General features: G+C 61.5%; 12 protein-coding genes and 3 tRNA genes. 12 read left to right on the forward strand and 3 right to left on the reverse strand.

Annotation, left to right across the window (positions count from 1 at the left end; genetic code table 11):
* Positions 1-5 precede the first annotated feature (5 nt).
* Entirely contained in the window at positions 6-1,121 is a 1,116-nt protein-coding gene (locus CAFEL_RS04915; RefSeq protein WP_194560188.1) for an isochorismate synthase, read from the reverse strand.
* Positions 1,122-1,206: 85 nt separating this feature from the next.
* On the opposite strand from CAFEL_RS04915, the gene CAFEL_RS04920 reads away from it, so the two are divergent.
* Positions 1,207-2,259 carry a CE1 family esterase gene (locus CAFEL_RS04920; RefSeq protein WP_194560187.1) on the forward strand — a complete coding sequence of 351 codons (1,053 nt, stop codon included), beginning with the start codon at positions 1,207-1,209 and terminating at the stop codon, positions 2,257-2,259.
* A gap of 274 nt (positions 2,260-2,533) precedes the next feature.
* Here CAFEL_RS04920 and CAFEL_RS04925 read toward each other — a convergent pair whose 3' ends face one another.
* The gene (locus CAFEL_RS04925) at positions 2,534-2,962 is read right to left on the reverse strand and encodes a hypothetical protein (RefSeq protein WP_228496366.1); all 429 of its coding nucleotides are present in this window, start codon (positions 2,960-2,962) and stop codon (positions 2,534-2,536) included.
* Between the two features lie 765 nt (positions 2,963-3,727).
* On the opposite strand from CAFEL_RS04925, the gene gltX reads away from it, so the two are divergent.
* The 8 genes from gltX to CAFEL_RS04965 all read left to right on the forward strand — a co-directional run bounded on the left by gltX (position 3,728) and on the right by CAFEL_RS04965 (position 10,812).
* A complete protein-coding gene (gene gltX, locus CAFEL_RS04930; protein ID WP_194560186.1) occupies positions 3,728-5,215 on the forward strand; it encodes a glutamate--tRNA ligase in 1,488 nt (495 codons plus the stop codon).
* A 156-nt stretch (positions 5,216-5,371) separates the two neighbouring features.
* A tRNA-Gln gene (locus tag CAFEL_RS04935) sits at positions 5,372-5,443 on the forward strand.
* A 30-nt stretch (positions 5,444-5,473) separates the two neighbouring features.
* Positions 5,474-5,546, forward strand: a tRNA-Glu gene (locus CAFEL_RS04940).
* Between the two features lie 160 nt (positions 5,547-5,706).
* The gene (locus CAFEL_RS04945; protein WP_290172319.1) at positions 5,707-6,843 is read left to right on the forward strand and encodes an alpha/beta hydrolase; all 1,137 of its coding nucleotides are present in this window, start codon (positions 5,707-5,709) and stop codon (positions 6,841-6,843) included.
* A gap of 85 nt (positions 6,844-6,928) precedes the next feature.
* On the forward strand, positions 6,929-7,999 hold the full coding sequence (locus tag CAFEL_RS04950) for an ABC transporter substrate-binding protein (RefSeq protein WP_194560184.1): 1,071 nt from the start codon (positions 6,929-6,931) through the stop codon (positions 7,997-7,999).
* Between the two features lie 6 nt (positions 8,000-8,005).
* Positions 8,006-9,616, forward strand: a complete 1,611-nt coding sequence (locus tag CAFEL_RS04955; RefSeq protein WP_194560183.1) for an ABC transporter permease — start codon at positions 8,006-8,008, stop codon at positions 9,614-9,616.
* Complete coding sequence (locus tag CAFEL_RS04960) at positions 9,616-10,665, forward strand: ABC transporter ATP-binding protein (protein WP_194560182.1); 1,050 nt, start codon at positions 9,616-9,618, stop codon at positions 10,663-10,665. The genes CAFEL_RS04955 and CAFEL_RS04960 overlap by 1 nt, the downstream gene beginning before the upstream one ends.
* Positions 10,666-10,739: 74 nt before the next feature.
* Positions 10,740-10,812 (forward strand) — tRNA-Glu (locus CAFEL_RS04965).
* A 146-nt stretch (positions 10,813-10,958) separates the two neighbouring features.
* Here the strand turns inward: CAFEL_RS04965 and CAFEL_RS04970 are convergent.
* Entirely contained in the window at positions 10,959-12,137 is a 1,179-nt protein-coding gene (locus CAFEL_RS04970) for an IS1249 family transposase (RefSeq protein WP_194561165.1), read from the reverse strand.
* A gap of 125 nt (positions 12,138-12,262) precedes the next feature.
* Between CAFEL_RS04970 and CAFEL_RS04975 the strand changes: the two genes are divergently transcribed.
* The 3 genes from CAFEL_RS04975 (at position 12,263) to CAFEL_RS04985 (ending at position 15,201) form a co-directional block, all read left to right on the forward strand.
* Positions 12,263-13,090 carry a PhzF family phenazine biosynthesis protein gene (locus CAFEL_RS04975; RefSeq protein ID WP_194561018.1) on the forward strand — a complete coding sequence of 276 codons (828 nt, stop codon included), beginning with the start codon at positions 12,263-12,265 and terminating at the stop codon, positions 13,088-13,090.
* A gap of 79 nt (positions 13,091-13,169) precedes the next feature.
* Positions 13,170-13,745: an HD domain-containing protein gene (locus CAFEL_RS04980; RefSeq protein WP_194560960.1), complete on the forward strand. Its 576-nt coding sequence runs from the start codon at positions 13,170-13,172 to the stop codon at positions 13,743-13,745.
* Positions 13,746-13,755: 10 nt separating this feature from the next.
* Positions 13,756-15,201, forward strand: a complete 1,446-nt coding sequence (locus CAFEL_RS04985; protein ID WP_194560961.1) for an FAD/NAD(P)-binding protein — start codon at positions 13,756-13,758, stop codon at positions 15,199-15,201.
* The last annotated feature ends 52 nt before the right edge of the window (positions 15,202-15,253 follow it).

Genomic DNA, 15,253 nt, shown 5'->3' on the forward strand with positions numbered 1-15,253 from the left:
GGCGCTTAGAGGCCGAGTGCGCGCATGATGGTACGCAGCTTGGCCGAGGTCTCGTCGAGCTCCGCCTGCGGGTCCGAGTAGGCGGTCAGGCCCCCGCCCGCCCAGGCGCGTGCCCGGGTCCCGTCGGTGTTGACCTCGGCGCAGCGGATGGCCACCATGTACTCGCCGTCGCCGGCCGCGTCCGTGTATCCCACCGCGCCGGCGTAGAATCCGCGGTCCGGCTCTGCGGTGGTAATCAACGCCTCCGCCGCCGCTTGCGGGGTGCCGCAGACCGCCGGGGTGGGGTACAGGCTTAAAGCGAGGTCGAGCGCGCTCGGCGCTGGATCTTTCAGCACGCCCTCGATTGGTGTGGCCAGGTGCCACATCTCGCTGGTCTTTTCCAGTCTTGGTCGATCGGGGACGATTAGCTCGCTGCACAGCGGTGCCAGGATGCGCCGGATGTGGTCGACCACGAAGCGGTGCTCGTCGAGGTCTTTCGCAGAATCGCGCAGTGAGTTGGCCGCCGCCTGGTCTGCATCCTGGTTGCCGGGGACGCGGGCGGCGGAACCTGCCAGGGGAAACGACCAGACGCGCCTGCCGCGCCGGCGCACCAGCACCTCTGGCGAGGACCCGACGAGGAAATGCCCCGCGCGTCCCGACGGCGTCAGGTCCGCGATGAACCCGTCGTGCGTATACGACAGGTCGATCAGCCGCGCCGCGACCAAGCGGGGGTCCACCGGCGGGTCAAAAGCGATGTCGACTGCACGCGCCAGCACTACTTTGTCCAGGGCGGAGCTTTGGATTGTCGAGATGGCGGCTTCGACTCGGCGTAGGTGTTCGGCCGGGGACGGGTCAACGTCGATAAGCATTGCGTTGAGCTTGGAACCCTCGCCGACGCGGTAGTACGGGTGCGGCTCGAGCGCACCCGGCTCCCGGATGATGTGCTCGGGGACCGTGAGTGCCGCTGGGCAGTCGTGATCGAAGGGGAGGGCGCCGACAACCATTTCTTCCTCGCCGCGCGCGATCGCGTCCGCAGCCTCCCACGCATCGTCGAAGGTGCGGAGTGCACCTTGGGTGCGCACGGAGCCGTCGCCACGCGAGAGCAGAAAGTCTGGGGCGCTATCGGGTCTGGAAGTGGGCATGTGACGATACTTTAACGAACCTCCATTTGTGCACGCACGTCTGTATTGCTTGCCGCTACATAAAAGTGGGGTTAATGTGGCCGGTGTGAAAATTGTGAAAAGCCTTGCAGGTGGTCTCGCTGCCTTGCTCATCGCAGGTAGTGCGGTCGCCCCGGTGCAGGCTGGGGCCCAAGATATGTCGTCCCAAATCAACGGACAGGTCAACCGTGCGATCAACGACGCTAACCGCGCCGCCACCGACGCTGTGAACCAGGCCAACGCCGAGTGGAACAAGTTCGTCAAAATGGCCAACGACACCATCCCCGGCAGCTCGGCTCTTCCGCGCAATCCGCTGCCCGCGCCTGCGCCGGTGCCTGCGCCCTGGACGCCACAAGTACCCGCACCAGTGGCTAACGGCACCAACGGCGAAATCCACGCCGCAGGACGCAGCTACCTCATCTGGGTGCCGCGGGGCTACAACCCGGCGAACCCGACGCCGGTGATGGTGGGCTACTCCGCCTACCAAGACTCCACCGAGAACTTCCGCAACTACTCCCGACTGCGCGAATCCTCCGTCGGGCGCGACGCCATAATCGTCTATCCGCGCGCTATCGGTACATCCTGGGAAGGCTCGCCGACCGCAGTCACCCGGCCCGGGCAGGACATCGCATACGTGCGCGCAATGATCGACGACGTACAGCGCTACTACAACATCGACCGCCGCCGCATCTACGCCACCGGCATGTCCACCGGCGGCGGCATGGCAGCCGTTTCCGCCTGCCACATGGCAGACCTCTTCGCCGGCGTCGCAGGCGTATCCGGTGCGTACTACGCGCCGGTGAACCGGGGTTGCCAGAACCTGCCGATCGCATTCATGGCGTTGCACGGCATGAACGACACCCTCACCCCGTACTACGGCACCACCCGACGCGGCCAGCGCGTCCTGCCGGTGCCGGAGCTATTCGGCTCCTACGCCGCCCGCAATGGCTGCGGCCCCGGCCTCAACCGCGCCCCGCTGTACAACGCCACCCGCGTCTCCGCCCGCGGCTGCCGCAAGGGCGTCGAAGTGATCCAGGTGCACGGCTCCAACCACTACTGGTGGTACTCGCCGTCCGCCGCCGACGAAATGTGGGCGTTCCTTTCCCGCCACTCCAAGTAGCGCACCACCTAAGCGCCCCCGGGGCGCGACCCGGGGGCGCCTGTCAAGGCGCGGTTTTGTAAAACTCGGCCACAGTGGGGTGAGGGGTTGGGGGTTTCGGGGTTTTGTTTTAGGCCGAGTTTTACAAAACCATGTTGTGCCGGTTCTGCGGCCGCATAATGTTGTGCCGGTTCTGTCCCGGGGTGGTGTCGCTGCTTCTTACTTTCGACTCGATGTAAAGCAGGCACAAAATCTAGGGTAGCCAGCTTAGCAAGGTGAATAGGGGTGACTGCCCCTATTGGTAGATGCATCGCTCAATTTCATGACCGGTTTCGCTGACACGAATACCGCGTGTGCGGCTTGGGAACTTCGCAGGGATCCCTGGCTCGAAATCAATTTCAAGTTTTGCTGATAATAGTCGCACCGCGTCATCGACTTCATTGGGATCACAGGGAACATCAGCAACAGTTACGAAGAAGAATACTGAGTACTCCGCTTCCTCTTCCGGGCTTAACTCCTCACTCGGTGGGATGATCTCTGACAGGAGGAGTTCAAAAGTTGGCTCACTGTGTCCAGCTTGGTATGCCTGTTCAGACGAGAAGTGCACTCTGTTTTTCTCGCGCACTACATCGACACATCTTTGGTGCCTTGCTTTTGCTTCATCAAGTTGGTCGTACCGACACACGAATTTTGTGAAAAAACACCACGTAGATGTCTCATCCATAATGGTTCCTTATCTGTACGTCGATTTATTTCGGGGCGTGGTCGTCTCTATCCGGCCACCTGAACTAGAAGCGTGTCCGAGGCTAACGAAGAGGGGGGATAGATAAATGTAGACAATGTATGTTTCATTGCTCGCCACTTTTCTGGAGGGTCTCCCTCGTTATATCCAATTGCAACTCGTGCTGGCACCATTCCCATCTCAGGTTTGTACAGAAAAGAGATTGACTCCAATGACAACTATCGGGTCGCCCGCGCCTATTTCAAGCTGAGCATGCTACGGGACAGGTAGCCGAAACCGTAGATATCGAGCAGGCATTTTTCGAAACGGTGACCATCTCGTCGAGTTCATTAGGCATTCGCAGGGCTTTGGATTCTGAAAGGCTGGCCGTCGAATCGGAGTCGATTGCGTGCTCTCTGCGCGTGATCGGCGCTCGAGTAGTAAGGGAAGGATGGGCCGTGACGGAGTTTCGGCACCGCCACATCGATCGTCCGTGACAGGCTCTCGCGGTTGCGGTAGCGGCACCAGTTGCGGTGGGGCACGCCCTAGAGAATGAGGCGTCGCCGTATTGGGCGCCGTTGGCAGGGTCAGTTTGGACGCAAGAGGATCTAGTTGAGTTGACTTGTCCAATCGGGGGTCTCGAGCCAGTTGAACTTTCAAATACGTTGCCGGGAGGATAGGCGGTGCAGCGGTTATTGCCATGCTTCTTTCGGTGGTGCACCGGAGGACGTCGATAAGCGAGGGGCTCTGCGCGCTACGATTGCGCACATGACTGACTCTTCAATGCGTGTACGTTTTTGCCCGTCACCCACCGGAACCCCGCACGTGGGCATGGTGCGCACGGCACTGTTCAACTGGGCGCAGGCGCGCCACTCCGGCGGCACGTTTGTGTTCCGCATCGAGGACACGGATGCCGCGCGTGACTCGGAGGAGAGCTACCAGGCGATCATCGAGTCGCTGGAGTGGCTGGGCCTGACCTGGGATGAAGGCATCAATGTGGGCGGCCCGCACGAGCCGTACCGCCAGTCCCAGCGTTCTGAGATCTACACGGACGTTTTGAATAAGCTCATCGAGGCCGGCGAGGTGTACCCGGCGTACTCCACGAACGAAGAGGTCCAGGAGCGTCACAAGGCCGCCGGCCGCGACCCGCAGCTGGGCTACGACAACTTCGACCGCGACCTGACGCAGGAGCAGATCGACGCGTTCGAGGCTGAAGGTCGCAAGCCGGTGTGGCGCCTGCGTATGCCGGACCAGGACTGGACCTGGAACGACTTGGTGCGCGGCGAGGTGACGTTCAAGTCCGAAACGCAGCCGGACTTCGTGGTCGCCCGCTCCAACGGCGCACCGCTGTACACGCTGGTCAACCCTGTCGATGACGCGCTGATGGGCATCACCCACGTCCTGCGCGGCGAGGACCTGCTGTCGTCCACCCCGCGCCAGATGGCGCTGTACGAGGCGCTCAAGCGCGTCGGCGTCGCAGACTTCACCCCCGAGTTCGGCCACCTGCCGTTCGTGATGGGCCAGGGCAACAAGAAGCTGTCCAAGCGCGACCCGGAGTCGAACCTGTTCAACCACCGGGACAACGGCATCATCCCGGAGGGCATGATCAACTACCTGGCGCTTTTGGGTTGGTCCCTGTCCGCGGACCAGGACATCTTCAGCGTCGACGAGTTTGTCAATGCCTTCGACGTCAACGACGTGCTGGGCAACCCGGCCCGCTTCGACCAGAAGAAGCTCGAGGCCATCAACGCCGACCACATCCGCCTGCTCGACCCGGAGGACTTCCGCGACCGTCTCCGTGCGTACCTGACTGAGCACACGGACTTCCCGGAGGACTACCCGGCCGACAAGTTCGCCATTGCTGCGGACCTGGTGCAAACGCGCATCAAGGTGCTGTCCGAGGGCTACAACCTGCTGAAGTTCCTGGTCACCGCCGACGAGGACCTGGAGCTGGACGAGAAGAGCGCGAAGAAGAACCTCAAGGACACCGCCATCGAGCCGCTGGACGCGGGCATCGCCGCGCTGGAAGCGGTGGAGGAGTGGACCACGCCCAACATCGAGGCGGCGTTGAACAAGGCGCTTATCGACGACCTCGGGCTGAAGCCCCGCGTCGCGTTCGGTGCCCTGCGCGTTGGCGCGACCGGCGCGGCAGTGTCTCCGCCGCTGTTCGAGTCTATGGAGCTGCTGGGACGCGAGTCCACGCTGAAGCGTCTCCGTGCCGCTCGAGAGGTGACTCCCTACCAGCCGGCGGAGTAGTTACAACGCTGTTGTTATGGCCCGTTATGGCCGCCGCGATTTGGGCGGTGGCCTGCGGATTTGGTTGCTGTAGCGATTCATGGTTATAGTAATCCACGTTGTTCAGCAGACAGGCGCAACGCCGAGAGGGAAAGCGCAGGTCAGACTGAAAAACGATGGCCTATGGTGTAATTGGCAACACAACGGTTTCTGGTACCGTCATTCTAGGTTCGAGTCCTGGTAGGCCAGCTGCAGAGCTTTTAAGTTCTGTGTCCTAATGCCCCGTTCGTCTAGCGGCCTAGGACGTCGCCCTCTCACGGCGGTAACACGGGTTCAAATCCCGTACGGGGTACAACGCAAAAACCTCCGGTCCAGCTTTTGGGCCGGAGGTTTTTCGCGTCCGGTACTGTGAGCGCATGGTGTGGAAGTTGTCGTCGCTGTTCAGTGGTGAAATTCGTCAAAGTGGCTCCAGTCTCATCGACGCGTTCAGCGTGCCAGCAGCAGCATCGAGCTTGTCATCCTCGATTCCACTGCTCGCAGTGCCGGCGCTGTTCCTCGCAACGCTGGGTGGGGGTGTCTTCGGTGCGTCGCTCTACGAGGGGTCGGCGGCAAGCGGGTCGTCGATAGGCGATGGCTCCAGCAACGTCGCCGAGACGTTCCCGGATCCGGACGCGAAGCCCGCGACCCTGAAATCGGTGACGCACATTGAAAACGACGTCTACGAGGTCGTCGTGTACTCGCCATCGATGGATAGGGAGGTCAAAAACGAGGTAATCCTGCCCGGCGGGCCGGATAACGACACTCCGCGGCCCACGTTTTACCTGCTCATGGGTGCGGACGGCGCCGCCAACGGCTGGTCCTGGCGCAACTCGTCCGACTACCAGGAATTCTTCCAGGACAAACTGGTCAATGTGGTCACTCCGATCGGCTCAGTCTCCTCAATGCAGGCTGATTGGTACCGCGAGGACAATGCGACGGGGCGTAACAAGTGGCTCACGTACTTCACCAAAGAGCTGCCTCCGCTTATGGACGAGCAGTTCCACGGCACCGGCACCGACGCCATCGCGGGCATTTCCATGTCCGGCGGGCCGGCACTGCATATTGCGTCGTTGGAACCGGAGCGGTTTGCCGCCGCGGCGTCGTACTCCGGGTGCCCGGCTACCTCCGGTGTCCTTGGCGATACATACGTGCGCCAGGCCTTGAAGCTCAACGGGGCGGATCCCCGCAAGATGTGGGGCATGTCCTCCAACCCGGCGTGGATGGTGCACTCGCCCGTGCTGCACCTCGGCGCGCTGGACAACACGAAGCTTTTCATCTCCGCCGCGCAGGGAGTGCCCGGCGCTATCGACGACACGAAGACGTCCTCCGAACGCATTGGCCCGCCCGTGGCGATCGAGTCTGCGTCGTACGCGTGCTCTGAATACTTCGTGGACCGGGCGCAGCGCGCCGGCCTGAACGTGCGGTGGTACCCACAGGTGGAAGGCACGCACAGCTGGGGCCTGTTTGAGAAGTCCATGCGCAAAAGCTGGGGCTTGATCGGGTCGGCGCTTGACGTGCAACCCTTCGAGCGGGAGACCCCGGTGACGAAGACGCCTCCCACGGAGGAGACGCCGCAGCCTGTCGGCGGGTCTGCAGGGTCGAGTGGGTAGCAACTGGCGCTGCTGTTCGGCGAGCGTGCAGTGGGATGCGGTGTTAAGGTAAGCGCTGTTTTTACCGTGCGCAAAGGAGTTCTTAATGAAATTCACACGAAAGTCCCTGTCTGCAATTGCCACCCTCAGCGCCGCGATGCTCGCTCTCGCTGGCTGCTCTGAGCCTACAGAGGACACAGCGTCTAGCAACGGAACCTCCGGCGGGAATGCTGCTGAAGACGCGGCCAAGGACTCTGCCACCGGTTCGCTCACGCTTTACACTTCCGAGCCGGAGGAGAAGGTCGACGAAATTATCGCAGCGTTTAATGAGGAGCACCCGGATGTAGACGTGCAGGTTTATCGTGCAGGCACCGGTGACCTCAAAGCGCGTATCGAGGCAGAAAAGGCATCTGGCTCCGTGGAGGCCGACCTGATCTGGGCGGCGGACGCACCAACTTTTGAGGCCTTCAAGTCTGAAGACCTGCTCGCACAGTTGAATGATGTGGAAGCTGGTGAGGTTATCGACGGCGCCGTGGACCCGGAAGGGTACTACGTTGGCACCCGCATCATCTCTACCGTTCTTGCGTACAACACCTCAGTGATCGATGAAGCTGATGCACCACAGTCTTGGACGGATCTGACCGACGCACGGTTCCGCGACAAGATCGTCATGCCGGACCCGGCAGTTTCCGGCGCAGCCGCATACAACGCCACGGTGTGGATGAACAACGACGAGCTCGGTGAGGATTGGCTCACCGCGCTGGGTGAGAACGCACCGATGATTGCTGCATCCAACGGCCCGACCTCGCAGGAGATTGCGGGTGGTGGCCACCCGGTCGGCGTAGTGGTGGACTACCTCGTGCGCGATCTGGCGGCACAGGGATCCCCGGTTAAGGAGGTCTACGCCACCGAAGGCTCGCCGTACATCACCGAGCCGATCGCAGTATTCGCGGATTCGAAGAACCAGTCTGTGGCGGAGTTGTTTATTAACTTTGTGCTGTCGAAGAAGGGCCAAGAACTAGCAGTCGAGCAGAACTACTTGCCGATCATTGACGGCGTCGGTACGCCGGGTGATGCCCCGGAGCTTGATGATATTGCGTTGAAGGATGCTGATCTGCAGACGCTGACGGACGATCGCGCACGTTCTGTAGAGTTTTTCCAGAGCGCGATGAACTAGGTGGCAATGCAACGTGTTTCTTCGCCGGGGCTCAACCTTGCTCGCCTAGGGGTGTGGTTGGTTGCCGCGGCGATTTTTATTGTTCCTCTCGCGCTGGTGGTCTCACTCGCGCTCGGGGGAAATCAGTTTCCGGTACTTGTGGAACAAGGCCTGGCGCGCGCCACTTGGAATTCCGTGATTACCACCGTGCTGTCTTCTATGGGCGCGGTACTAATCGGCGGCACGATTGCGATTGTTTTGGAGCGCACCGATGTTGGTGGAGCAACGGGATTACGCTTATTTCTGCTCTCGCCGCTGTTAGTCCCGCCGTTCGTCGGTGCCATTTCCTGGCTGCAGCTGTTTGGCCGAAACCAGGGGCTCAATGCGCTGTTCGACCGGCCGCTGTGGGACCTGTACGGAGCCGACGGCATCGTCTTTCTGATGACGTTGCACTCGTACCCGGTTGTGTACGTCATTGTGGCCGCAGCGTTGCGCCAGATCCCCTCTGATCTCGAACTGGCTGCGCGCGTTAGTGGCGCGGGCAGTGGCACGGTGCTGCGCACTGTGACCATCCCGCTGTTGGGGCCCGCATTCTTGAGCGCCTTCACCTTGACGGCAGTGTCGAACCTCGCCGACTTCGGTATTCCATCGATTCTGGGGTCGCCGGTGCAGTTCGAGACATTAGCGACAATGTGTTACCGGTTTATGGAATCAGGCACGGTAAGCAACCCGCTGCAGGTCGTGTCCACAGTTGGAGCAGTGTTGATGCTGCTGGGCATTATCGCCGTGGTGGCAGATTACGCGGTGTCGCGCCGAGCCTCCTCGCAAGTCAGTGGTGCCAGCACGATGAAACTTTCACTCGGTGTGGCGAGAGTTCCTGTCACCGTGGTGTCCTGGGTCCTTGCACTCGCGGTTACCCTTGGTCCGATCTTGGGGCTCGCTCACCGTGCGTTGCTTCCGGCCCCGGGTGTGCCGTTTACGTTGGAGACCATCTCGCTGTCGAATTTTCAGCGCACCCTGAGTAACCCGCGGGTGGTTGATGGTTTCACTAACTCGGTCGCTCTCGCAGGCGGTGCCGCACTACTGTGCGGTCTGCTGGGTTGGGCGATCGGCATCTTGGTCACCCGCACCCGCGCGCGTACTAACACGCCGCTATCCCTGGCTACATTGCTTCCGGCTGCACTCCCTGGACTGATCATTGGCGTCGGGTGGCTCATTGTGGGCAGGTACACGGGGCTCTACAACACCCGTTGGGTGATCCTGTTGGCCTACGTCTGCGCCTTCACAGCCTTGGTGCTGCAGGCTGTGCGCGCACCGATGAGCAAGATTCCGGTTGCAGTGGAAGAAGCGGCACGAATCTCTGGCGCGGGTAGGGTGCGCTCAATCGTGGATACTTCGGGGCGAATGGCTGTACCAGCGGCGTTCTCCGGGGCAGTTCTCGTTGCAGTCACCGCGGTGCGCGAGCTCACCGTGTCAATTCTGCTCGTTGCTCCGGGCACCACAACAATTGGTGTGCAACTGTTCAACCTCCAACAGTCCGGAAACTACAACCAAGCTTCAGCGCTTGCATTGATGTTTGCAGTAATCGGTATTGCCGCCCTGGCACTGACCGTGCGCAACCCTGACAAGGAGTCCTGATGAGTGACATTGCGATTGAAGGCCTCAGCGTCGTATTCCCAGACGGTGCCGTTGGGTTGGACGACATCAACCTACGCGTTGGTAGCGGCGAGTTCGTAGCGCTAGTCGGCCCGTCCGGCTCGGGAAAAACCACGCTGCTGCGCACCCTCGCCGGGTTTGTGCAGCCCTCCACAGGCACGGTCTCCCTCGACGGTACAAACGTGACTCGCACACCGCCAGAAAAGCGGCGGATGGGCATGGTGTTTCAGCAGCACGCAGTCTGGCCACACATGAGTGTTGCGGATAATGTCGCCTACCCGCTCAAACGTGCAGGTACGAGCAAGAAACAACAACAACAGCTCGTCGAATCGACGTTGCGCACCGTGGGGCTGGAGAGCTACGGAGACCGGAAACCTTCAACGTTGTCTGGCGGTCAGCGGCAGCGAGTCGCACTCGCGCGTGCGATTGTGGCCAAGCCGCAAGTGCTGCTGCTCGACGAAGCTTTGTCGGCCCTCGACGAACCACTGCGAGACAGTCTTCGCCGAGAGCTTGTTGCGCTGACTAAGCAGTCTTCTTTAACTACAGTGCACGTGACCCACGACCGCAAGGAAGCGATTGCCATCGCAGATCGCATCGCATTGCTGCGAGACGGCGAGCTCGAGCAGTTTGCCTCGCCGAGGGATATCGTAGCTCAACCAGCTTCGCCGTGGGTGGCCTCCTTTATCGCTGACGCGACGCTGTTAGAGGGACAAATTATCGACGGCCGCGTGGTCGTCACAACGCCTGCCATGGAATGGCCGACTGCGCATGTGGAGATGGTTGGCGCATCAGGCCATAGAGGTGATGTCACCGTTGCGGTGTTGCCTGAGGCGGTAGAAGTGGCAGCACCAGGGGAGCGGAACGTACTAAACGGCCGGGTCACCTCCTCGCTATTTGAGGTGTCCGTCTACTCGCTCACCATCGATGTGGACGGGGTGGAGTTTCGCGCTCGCGCTTCAGCCCGTATGAACCCAAAGGTCGGGGATCGTGTCAGAATCGGTATTCACAATCCGCTCGTTTACCCTAGGTAAAGAGGTCTGAACAGGCGATTTGTAGGTTTGCAGTACCGTCCTTTATCTTTAACAAGTCGCAAACAAGCGAGCGCGCCCCGTTCGTCTAGCGGCCTAGGACGTCGCCCTCTCACGGCGGTAACACGGGTTCAAATCCCGTACGGGGTACAACGCAAAACTCCCGATCCGGACTCCGGGTCGGGAGTTTTCGCATTGGTAGCCTTGGCCGGGTGACTTCCCTGGACTTCTTTGAAATCGACGTCTTCGCCGGGTTAAACGACAAAAAGTGTGTCTGATTCAGCGTGTCGTGGGGGTTAGATTTGGCCTTTTTGGATGCCGATTGAGTGGGTGTAGTTGGTGTCGATAGCGTTGTCGTAGAGGGCTGGTCGTCCTGTTTCGTGGTCGGCTTGGTTCTCGGTTTGGGTCAGGGTGGATACTTTGGCGAGTTGGTCCTGGCCCCAGTTGGACTGCCTGGCGATTCGTACTGGATCGTCAGGCAGTTCCGTTTTTAGGTAGAGCCACCAATCCAGCATGCGGCGTTGTCGTTCGCCGGATCTGCCGCGGTGGGTTCTGGCGAGCAGTTTGAGCTGGGCGTTGATGCCGCCTTCTAAGCTGTTGGTGTTGGATTTGATCCGCTCTGGTTGAAGTACTGCTTTTGGCGGGTTGAGGTAGACGAACAGCATCTCGGACCGGAATAAGTGGTTGAGGCTGTTGTAGGCCTTGCGCACGTTGTGATGCGTCCACACCCGGGTCCATGCACCGGTTTTCGGGTCTTTCACCATGGTTTTCTCGTCCATCCATGACCGGTAGATCGTGGAGAACTCGTGCAGCTGCGCACCCCATGCGGCGGCTGCATCCAGCGTGGTGATCCGGGTCAGCTTCAGCGCAAGTCGGTAGATGGTGCGCCCGGCATCCGTACGCGGGTTGCTGGTGGTGTAGCGGCGCACCACGCGTTGGGCGTGGACGAGGCAGCGTTGAATTTTCGTGGCCGGCCAGCACTTTTTGATCGCGCTGTAGGCTCCTTGGCCGCCGTCGATGACGGCGATGAGTGGGGCTTCGATGCGTTCAAGCAGCAGTTGGTAGTCGCGGGTGGTTTCGTGTGTGCACCAGTGCCAGGCAATCACGTGGTCGATCGTCGCCGCGACGATCAAGCAGCCGCCGGCGGTGTAGGTGCCGTCAAGGAAGATCTGGTCGTAGACCCGCTTGTCGTGGCCGGCGGTGGGGTCAGGCACATCAACGAACCAGAACGGTTCGAATCGACGTTGCATCGTGCGCGGTGAGCACCCCACACGGCGGGCAACGGTATCGAGGCTGGCACCGGTGGTGAGGTGGTCGATGAAGACGGTGAACGCCGCCGCGTTGGTGATGTCGCTTCGGTGTTTCACGCTGGAGGCGCCACATTGTTTGCAGCGCCACCTGGTGGTGCCTTTGCTGGTGGTGCCGTTGCGTTTCATTTCACCGCCGCAGTAGCAGCGAGGTTGGTTCTTTGACATTGCGACACCACACCACGCCGCACATAGCACACCAACGCTGCCACACCGAGGATTGAACGCTCGAGACCTAGATATATGCCCCCGGAGCATATATTTCCCTGAAACCTACAGGTCAACCCCTGAAAATCGTAGATTCCAGACACACTTTTTGTCGTTTAACCCTCTTCGCCACCGGCGCGTTCACCGGCAACCCGCTCGCCGTGATCTGCGGCGCGGATGATTTGAGCGACGAGCAGATGCAGCGAATTGCGTCGTGGACCAACTTCTCCGAGACGACGTTCCTGCTTGAGCCGACCGATCCTGGGGCGGATTACCGCGTGCGCATCTTCACGCCGGTGGAGGAGTACGCTTTCGCAGGACACCCCACCCTCGGCACGGCGCGTGCGTGGCTTGAACTGGGCAACTCACCCCGCAAGCAGGGCCGCGTGATCCAGGAGTGCGGCGTGGGCAACGTCGAGGTCCGCATCGAAGGCGACTCGCTCGCGTTCGCCACCCCGCCCTTAAAGCGTGGCGGCCAGCTGTCGCCGGAGGAGAAGGATGAGGTGTGCGAGACCTTTGGCGTCGAGAAGCAATTGCTTATCGACGCCGCCTACGGCGACAACGGTCCCGGCTGGAAGCTGGCTTTGCTGGATGGCCTGGACGCGTTGCGCGCGTTGGAGAAGCCGGCGGATAGCGGTCTGAAGATGGCGTTTGCGGCGCTGACTGGTGGCAACGATCCGGCCTATGAGCTGCGCGCGTTCACGCCGACGTTCGAGGACCCCGTGACCGGCAGCGCGAACGGTGCGATGGCGCAGTGGTTGCGCGGGCGGGGAGTCGTGCCGGAGCGCTACACCGTCTCGCAGGGAACCGCGCTGGGACGCGATGGGCGGGTGGAAATCACCGACGACGGAAGTGACATCTGGGTCGGCGGTCGCGCGCAGGTGCGGGTTCGAGGGACGTTGAACGTAGCGTAGAACGTGTGTTCTACTCCTGGTGGGGTCGTGTCGGCGGCGTTCGTATCGTGTGAAGCGTCCCCGGCAGAAAGGCTCTCACATGACCAATACCCTCGTCGCGTCCCCGCGACTTATCCAGGCAATTAACACCGCAGCGTGGGCACACCGCGACCACGTGCGTAAAGGCACCGACATTCCGTACGTCTCCCATGTGTTCGGAGTGATGCAGCTGGTGTCCCAAGTTACAGACGATGAGGACGTGCTCATCGCGGCGCTGTTCCACGACATTTTGGAGGACGTGCCTGAGGAGTACAGCCCCGAGCGCATGACAAGGGAGTTCGGCGAGCGTGTCGTGGAGCTGGTGCGCGGAGTGACCAAAGACAGCACCCTTTCCAGCTGGCAGGAACGCGCGGACGCGTATTTGGCGCACCTGCGTAAGGCGGATGATGGCAGCGTGGTCATCTCTGCTGCCGACAAGCTGCACAACCTGCTTTCCATTCACGCCGATTTGGGTGAGCTGGGCGATGACCTGTGGGCCCGGTTCAACTCCGGCAAGGAGCGCCAGTTGTGGTGGTACCGCTCTGTGGCGGACCTGGTGCTAGAACGTCTGCCTGGAAACCCGCTCGGCGAAGAACTGGCCCGACAGGTGGAGCGGCTGGAGAACCGCGGCGCATAAGCTGGGACGCATGGTTAATTCGGCGATGAAGGTAGCGATAATTGGTGCCGGGCCGCGCGGTCTGTGGGCATCGGAAGAGCTCATGGAACGGGCGCGGGAGCGCGGTGCGGCAATCGACGTGACTGTGTTCGATGCCAAGCCGCTGGAGGAGTCCTCCGCGCCCGGGGCGTTTCGGGATTCAGTGCCGGAGGAATTCATCCTTAACGCACCGAAGTCGATCGTGGAGACGAAACTCGGGCCGCTCGACCCGAACGATGAGCTTCCGGGGGACTTTCCCAGCCGCAGGCACGTCGGGGAGCACCTCGATGCATCTTGGCGTGCGCTCGAGGAGAACCTGCCGCCTCGCTGCAGTCTCACGCACCGGGTGGCAAACATCGAGATGGTCGAACCCGCCGACGATGGGGTGGTGGTGCTCGGCGAGCACTTCGACGAGGTCCTCATGGTCACCGGACACGCGCATGACTGGCCCGGTTCGCTTGCGCATGCGGATCTCGGCGACTTCAAGGTGGTCGCCCCTGCCTACCCGGCATCGAACTTGGACGCGGTGGGCCCCGACGATGTCGCGTTGGTGCGCGGCGCTGCGCTGACCTTCATTGACGTGGTGAAGTACGCCGACGCGAAAGTGTTCTATCCGGTGACACGGTCGGGTCGCTTCATGGAGGTCAAGGCGTATTTCGAGGGCGAGGCGAAAATAGAAGCGCAGCCGCACATCGAGGCGGCGTCGCAGAAGATCCTCGAGTGCGAAGGCCTCGACGAGCTGGAAGGCATCCTCGTGGACTGCGCCACGGAGCTGCTCCGCATCGCCGGCGGCGAAGGCGGGAAAGACGACATTCGGAAAGTGTTGCGCGGTGAAGACTTCACCGGGGACCCAGTGGCGGAGCTTCGCGCATCCGTTGCCGCGGCCCGAGGGGAGCGCCCGTGGACGCCGGCGCTTGCGGTGGCGCTTGCGTTCCGCGACACCTACGATGCGGTGATCGACCGCGCCTCCTACGGCGGCCGCCACACCCTGGGCGGGAAGGACTTCGACGCATTCGTTTCCACCCTGGAGCGCGTCGGCTTCGGCCCACCGGTGGAGTCCGCGCAGATCATGCTCGAGCTTCTCGACGAAGGGCGCATCCGTACTGAGTTAGTCGCACGCGGCGAGGAGGATCTCCGCGATCTGGCCGAAGAGGTCGGCGCGACTGTCATCATCGACGCGGTGCAGGCACCTCCCGGGATTGTCGAGGGCACCCTGGTAGGCAACCTGGTGGAGGCCGGAATCGGACTCCGCTACGCCGGCACGAATGCTCTGCACGTGAAGCCCGACGCCACGCTTGTGGGGCAGAAACATCTTTCTGCTGCCGGCCGCATGAACGAAGGTCTGGTGCTCGGCCACGACACGCTGAAGCGCACCAAGCAGCACGGCATCGATCGCTGGGCAGACCGAGTGAGCACCGCTGCGGCGGAACACAAGTAGCGGCTGCTGAAACACAGAACCCGCCGCGGCGGTCTAGAAGATCGCGTTGGCG

The sequence above is a fragment of the Corynebacterium afermentans subsp. lipophilum genome (assembly GCF_030408375.1).
GTDB lineage: Bacteria > Actinomycetota > Actinomycetes > Mycobacteriales > Mycobacteriaceae > Corynebacterium > Corynebacterium lipophilum.

Bases quoted from the DNA above. Each gene is read 5' to 3' on its own strand.
- CAFEL_RS04915 (WP_194560188.1), bottom strand. From the start codon at position 1,121: ATGCCCACTTCCAGACCCGATAGCGCCCCAGACTTTCTGCTCTCGCGT.
- CAFEL_RS04925 (WP_228496366.1), bottom strand. From the start codon at position 2,962: ATGGATGAGACATCTACGTGGTGTTTTTTCACAAAATTCGTGTGTCGG.
- gltX (WP_194560186.1), top strand. From the start codon at position 3,728: ATGACTGACTCTTCAATGCGTGTACGTTTTTGCCCGTCACCCACCGGA.
- CAFEL_RS04950 (WP_194560184.1), top strand. From the start codon at position 6,929: ATGAAATTCACACGAAAGTCCCTGTCTGCAATTGCCACCCTCAGCGCC.
- CAFEL_RS04955 (WP_194560183.1), top strand. From the start codon at position 8,006: ATGCAACGTGTTTCTTCGCCGGGGCTCAACCTTGCTCGCCTAGGGGTG.
- CAFEL_RS04960 (WP_194560182.1), top strand. From the start codon at position 9,616: ATGAGTGACATTGCGATTGAAGGCCTCAGCGTCGTATTCCCAGACGGT.
- CAFEL_RS04970 (WP_194561165.1), bottom strand. From the start codon at position 12,137: ATGTCAAAGAACCAACCTCGCTGCTACTGCGGCGGTGAAATGAAACGC.
- CAFEL_RS04980 (WP_194560960.1), top strand. From the start codon at position 13,170: ATGACCAATACCCTCGTCGCGTCCCCGCGACTTATCCAGGCAATTAAC.
- CAFEL_RS04985 (WP_194560961.1), top strand. From the start codon at position 13,756: ATGGTTAATTCGGCGATGAAGGTAGCGATAATTGGTGCCGGGCCGCGC.